Genomic DNA, 5,826 nt, shown 5'->3' on the forward strand with positions numbered 1-5,826 from the left:
AGTTGGCGACTTTCTCGCTAAAAACAAAGGTGACGGTGGCGGTTTCGTCGACTTGGAGGTGTTCGTCGTCGATCGTGATGCTGCGAGGCTTGGGCCTGACGGTGTCGGTGGGCAACATATCGAAAAACATGTCCCCCATGTTTCTCCAGCCCCCATCGGGGGCGATCATCCTGCCAAGGTCCACGGAGTCGCTGTGCCATTGCGTCGCGCCGTCCCCCACACTCAGTGAGAGCCAGAGGTGCTCGTTGTGGGGGGCCCGCTCGAGCTGCGCGTAACCCCGGAGCTTATCGGAACTGTCATAAAGCCAGCAGATGGGTTCCAGGGGCGTGTTGTAGCCGAAGCTGTGGTCGTCGGGGAGCATGTAGATCGACCACTCCGGCCAGTCGTCGAGCTGGAGATGCAAGACGGTCCTTTCCTCCCCGTCGGACTCGAAGGTGTAGGTGTCGGCCCAAACTCTGACTTTGATGGGGGCGATGGTCATGGTTTTTCTTCAGCGGTTGATGGTTGATGGTTGATGGTTGATGCGCAGTTGCGGATTCGGAGCAGCCCCGGTGACCTCACATTGCCGGGGCGGATAGGCTTGGGCAGCTGCTGTGCCAGACCCTGCTGCGCGGCACCGTCAGAACCAGAGGTCGCCCGCCGCATCCGGCGTCTGCCCCATGAGGGACAAGGGCATGCGCGCTGCGGCGCCGGGTGCGGTGATGGCGCCGTTGGCCTGGCCGTCGGCGTCGAACGGCCCGCCGTCGGCGATCTCGAAGTCCAGCCGCAGCTGCCCGCCCTCGTGCACCACCTGGCCGCCGTAGGGTGCGCTGCTCAGGTTGACCCAGGTGCCGGTGCTGTCCCGGGCCCAGTAGCCGCCCACGCCCAGCGCCGGGTCTACGTACAGGCTGAACGCCTCGCTGCTGTGGCCCGGGGCCAGCGTTGCCTCGAAGCGGAGCAGCCCGAGGGGCGTCTCCATCCCCTGGGGCAATTCGGCGGGGGCGTCTTCTTGCTCCAGGCGGGTGATGCGTGCGCCGCTGCTGTCCGGGTCCAGCTTGCCGTCCAGGCTGCCGGCCACCAGGGTCACGGGGGTGCTGTTGGCCGCGTCTGCGGGCTGGCTTGCTCCGGTGGGACTGCTGAGCACGAGGCAGGTCGATGCCACCGCGGCCTGCGTGCCGTCCGGGGTGCCGTCTCCGTTGCCGTCGCCGGCCACGGGGGCTGCGCCAGCGCTGCCGGGAAGGCCATCGCTGTCCGCGTTCTTGTGCGTCGGGTCCGAGGGGGTCAACGGAGCCGACCGGGCCGACGAGGCCGGACCCTGTGGCGCGGGGGTGCGGTTGTACGCCGGCATGGCGGAGAAACTGGCCGCGTCGTTGCCGGCCGTGTCCTGTATGGCGTTGGCATCGTCGTCGGTCGTGGGGGCGGTGTAGGCGACGGTCACCGCCTGGCCGTTGGTGACAGCGGTGGCCAGCGTCAAGCTGACGATATTGTCCTGCGCTTGCACCCGGACGGCGGTGACGGCGGTGGGCACGCCATCGACGTGCACCGCAAAAGCCGTGGCGGGCGGGATATGGGTCGCGTCCAGACCGATTCCTTCGGCGCAGCCGAGCGTCAACCGGGCGCTGTTCACCATGGCCCGGTAGAACACCGGGGCCCGGGTGTCGACCCGGTAGTTGGGGCTATCCGCGTGGACGGTGCTGGCGCGGCCTGCGGGGTTGGTCACGCCGGCCAGGTTGACGCTGATGGTGTTGGTTTCGTTCTCGACATTGGCCGTGGGCGTGAAGGTGGCCGTCCAGGTTCTGCCGTTGTCGTTCGTCGTGGGGTCGCCCAATGTGCCGTTGGCGTCGTAGAGATCGACGTCGTTGCGCGTGAATTCGGGGACGGCTTTGCTAAAGGCAAAGGTGACGGTCGTGGTCTCGCCAATGGCCAGGCTGGTATCGGCCAGCGTGATGGTCGCGGTGGGCCGTTCGATGGTACTGATGGCGTAGTTGGGACTGGCGGCGGTGCCTGCGCCCGTGCGGCCCGTGTCATTGGTCACGCCGGTCAGGTTCAGGCGGATGGTGTTGGTCGCGCCCTCGAAGCCAGCCGTGGGCGTGAAGGGGGCGGTCCAGGTGATGTCGTCGGTGGTGCTCAGCGTGCCGAGCGTGCCGTTGGCATTCGTGAGGTCCACGTCGGTGGCGTCAAAGCCGTTGACGCGCTCGCTGAAGGCGATGGTGACGGTGGTGGTCTCGCCGGCGGTGAGCGCGCTGTCGGCGAGCGCAATGGTGGCGCTGGGGCGTGTGCCGGAGACGGTGGTGTCGACGGTGTAGCGGAAGTCGCTGGATGCCGTTCCCTCGCCCTTGTTCTCCGAGGCGTCGGTGACGCAGCCCATGTCCACGTCCAGCCCGACGTCGGTGATCGTGGTGCTGGCCGTCGGGGCCGTGAGTGTGGCGGTCCAGGTGATGCCGCCGTCGGTGGAGACCGGGTTCGACAGCATGCCGCCGGCAGCGTCCGGGTGGATCATCGTGGCGCTGCCCGCGTCGTCGGTGTAGGCCGTCACGCAGTGGGTGTCGAAGCCCGTCACCGCTTCGGAGAAGACGAAGGTGACGGTGGCGGTTTCGCCGGCGTCGAGGGTGCTGTCGGTTTCTTCGGACGCGTAGGCGATGCGCGACGAAGCCAGGACAGGCCGGGAGTGGTCAACGGTGTAGTCGGGAATGTATTCGTCGTCCACCGGACCCGAGTTGCCCGCCGCGTCCGCCACGCTGCCCCGGGGCAGGAAGATCGAGCGGGAGATGTTCACCGGGCTCCCGCGGTCGCTGAGGTCCGCCGGGGTCAGTTTGAAGGTCCAGGTCTGGCCGCCATCGCTGCTGACCAAGTCGCTCAGAGTGGGGGGGACCTGGTCGTACTGGCCGTTCGCGAAGTCGTCGAGGGTGAGGCCGGTGACTTTTTCGGAGAAGCGCAGGGTGATCGTAGCGACTTCCCCGATGCCCAGATTCGTGTCGCTCATCGTGGTCACGATGGTGGGCCATTTGACGTCGATGGCGTAGGTGTTGCTCGATTCCACCGTGCCTGCGGCCTGGTAGCCATCGCGATCGGTCACGCCGTCGAGGCTCACGGTGATTTTGTTGTTCTCCGAGTTATTCGCGTTCTTGTCCCGCGGGGCCGTCAATATGGCGGTCCAGACGGCGCTGTAGCCGTCGGCGTCGGGGGTGCTGGCGACCAGGGGGGACAGCGTGCCCTTTTCCCCGATGTTCCCCCCCACGGGCTCCCGCAGGCTTGTGATTCCCAAGCCCGTGACGGGATCGGAGAAGGTGACGGTGACGGTCATGGACATCGTGTCACGCGTCAATATGCTCTCGCTGTACGTGATGGCATCCGCGGCCAGCAAGGGGTGCAGAGTGTTCACGGCGTAGCTGTTGCTGTAGACGGGACCGCCGCCGCTTGCGTCGGTCTGTCCCGTGTTGCCCTGCAGGTCTTGCACCTGGGAGATGTCCAGGCCGATCTTGCAATCTTTGGTGTTTTCCGTGTCCGCTGTGGGGGTGAAGAAGGCGACCCAGACGCCGTTGCCGTAGAGGCTGCGGGGGTCGCTCAGCGTGCCATGGGCTTGGGAGAGGTCGAGGGCTGCCTTGACGCTTGCTTCGGTGACGTTTTCGCTGAAATAGAACCAGACCTGGGTGCCTTCCCCGACTCTGATGCAGGGGCTGTCGATCGTGATGCGCGCAAGTTTGGGGGGGACGGTGTCGACGGTGAAAAATTCGTCGGAAATGAAGTAACTCTCCGAGTTCGATTCCACCGCATTGCCGTCGTGATCCGTGACGTCGGCAAGGTCCAGGGTGAGGCGACCGCCGCCATACTCCACACCTTCCAGCGCCTCCAGCCCGACCCAGTAGTGCCTGGCATCGTCGGGGTCTCTGGTCAATTCGGTGGTCCAGCGGGTGTCGCTCGGGATCGTGCAGTCGGAGAGGCTGAAACTCGACTCCAGCGGCCCTTCGTTGAAATAGAAATGCACCTTGGTCGATGGGGACCCCGTGAACAGTGTGTATGAGCCGTCCTGGGAACGGAGTGCCTCGGCCCAAATTCTGACGGAGGTAACGGCGGAGTAGTCATGGTGTTTTCTTTCAAGTGGTTGTTGTGTGGTTGTGGACCCGGTGCGGCCTCTGTGCTCGGGGCTCGATCGGGAGCGTTCGGCGGTCGGGGGGCTGTGGGCTTGGGTTGGGCAGCCGCTGTGCCAAGTCCTGTGGTGCTGTAGCGTCAGAACCAGAGGTCGCCCGCCGCATCCGGCGTCTGCCCCATGAGGGACAAGGGCATGCGCGCTGCGGCGCCGGGCGCGGTGATGCCGCCGTTGGCCTGGCCGTCGGCGTCGAACGGCCCGCCGTCGGCGATCTTGTAGTTGTCGGCCCAAACTCTGACTTTGATGGGGGCGATGCTCATGGTTTCCCTTAAGTGGTTGATGGTTGATGCGCAGTTGCGGATTCGGAGCAGCCGCTGTGACGGGTCCGGCGCCAACCGGAGTGGCAACGGGTATGTAACAAAACGGAAGCATATTTAAACATGTTTAAACACATGCTGACGATTTATCCGTTCATTTTTTTGTCTGTCCCGTCGCGCTTCCCGTGCGCTACTGTTCGATGCCTGCGCAGAACAGGGCGCAAACGGTGCTCTTGCCCACCCCCTTTGGCGCGGCCAGCAGCCTGCTGCGGCCAATCGCCGGGCCCTTCGCGGTGGCCGCGCCTACGTGTCGGGTAGCTTGCTTGCCTCGTGCCGGCCGCCCTTTTCACGTGAAATAAACGCGAATTTTTCAGACCGTGCAAACCCTGGTTTGTGCGGGCGCGTCAGGCTGGCTGAGCGTGAGCGGGGGGCGCGCAGGGATTGGCGTTGCCCGAAGCCATTCCCCGTATCGCGCGGGTTCTCTGAGCAACTGCTGTTGGCTTGTCGCCGGCTCGAGCGGGATCGTTTGGCGCCGGGGGGCTGGTCTGCATGCCGGAACGCGGCCGGCTTGGCAAGCCGCTGCCCAAGCCCTGCTGCGCTGCCCCGTCAGAACCAGAGGCCGCCCGCCGCGTCCGGCGCCTGCCCCACGAGGGACAAGGGCATCTGCGCTGCGGCGCCGGGCGCGGTGAGGGCGCCGTTGGCCCGGCCGTCGGCGTCGAACGGCCCGCCATCGCTGATCTCGAAGTCCAGCCGCAACCGCCCGCCTTCGTTCGCCATCTTGCCGCCGTAGGGCGCGCTGCTCAGATTGACCCAGTTGCCGGCGCTGTCCCTGGTCCAGTAGCCGTTCACGCCCAGCGCCGGGTCCAGATACAGGCTGAAGGTCTGGCTGCTGCGGCCCGTGGCCAGCGTTGCCTCGAAGCTGAGGAGTCCAAGGGGTGTCTCCATTCCCTGGGGCAACTCGGCGGGTGCGTCCTCTTGCGCCAGGCGGGTGATGCGTGCGCCGCTGTTGTCCGGGTCCAGCTTGCCGTCCTGGCTGCCGGCTACCAGGGTCACGGGGGTGCTGGTCGTGTCTGCGGGCTGGCTTGCTCCGGTGGGGCTGCTGAGCACGAGGCGGGTCGAATGCACTGCTGCTTGCGTGTTGTCCTGGATGCCGTCTCCGTTGCCGTCGCCGGCCACGGGGGCTGTGCCAGCGGGGCTGGAGATGCCGGGGGTCTGGTCCTTGGCGCTGCCGGGAATGCCGTTGCTGTCCTGGGTGCTCCTGTCCGTCGGGCCTGCCGGGGCCGAGAGGGTTGAGAGGGTCGAGGGGGCTGACGAGGCCGACGGAGTTTGACCCTGTGGCGCGGGTGTGCGGTTGTCCACCGCCATGGCTGCGAAAGTGGCCGCGTCGTTGCCTGCGGTGTCCTGTATGGCGTTGGCGTCGTCGTCGGTCGTGGGGTCGGCGTA

General features: G+C 66.2%; 4 protein-coding genes. All 4 read right to left on the minus strand.

Going from position 1 to position 5,826, the window contains the following annotated elements:
• On the minus strand, window positions 1–481 hold a 481-nt coding region (locus tag VTU_RS29250), incomplete at its 3' end, for a hypothetical protein (protein ID WP_010108595.1).
• Window positions 482–619: 138 nt separating this feature from the next.
• Entirely contained in the window at window positions 620–3,964 is a 3,345-nt protein-coding gene (locus VTU_RS30895; protein ID WP_010108596.1) for an Ig-like domain-containing protein, read from the minus strand.
• Between the two features lie 242 nt (window positions 3,965–4,206).
• On the minus strand, window positions 4,207–4,386 hold the full coding sequence (locus tag VTU_RS0121400; RefSeq protein ID WP_010108597.1) for a hypothetical protein: 180 nt from the start codon (window positions 4,384–4,386) through the stop codon (window positions 4,207–4,209).
• Between the two features lie 603 nt (window positions 4,387–4,989).
• On the minus strand, window positions 4,990–5,826 hold an 837-nt coding region (locus tag VTU_RS29260), incomplete at its 5' end, for a choice-of-anchor U domain-containing protein (RefSeq protein WP_010108598.1).

Source organism: Verminephrobacter aporrectodeae subsp. tuberculatae At4, from assembly GCF_000193225.1.
Classification (GTDB): domain Bacteria; phylum Pseudomonadota; class Gammaproteobacteria; order Burkholderiales; family Burkholderiaceae_C; genus Acidovorax; species Acidovorax aporrectodeae.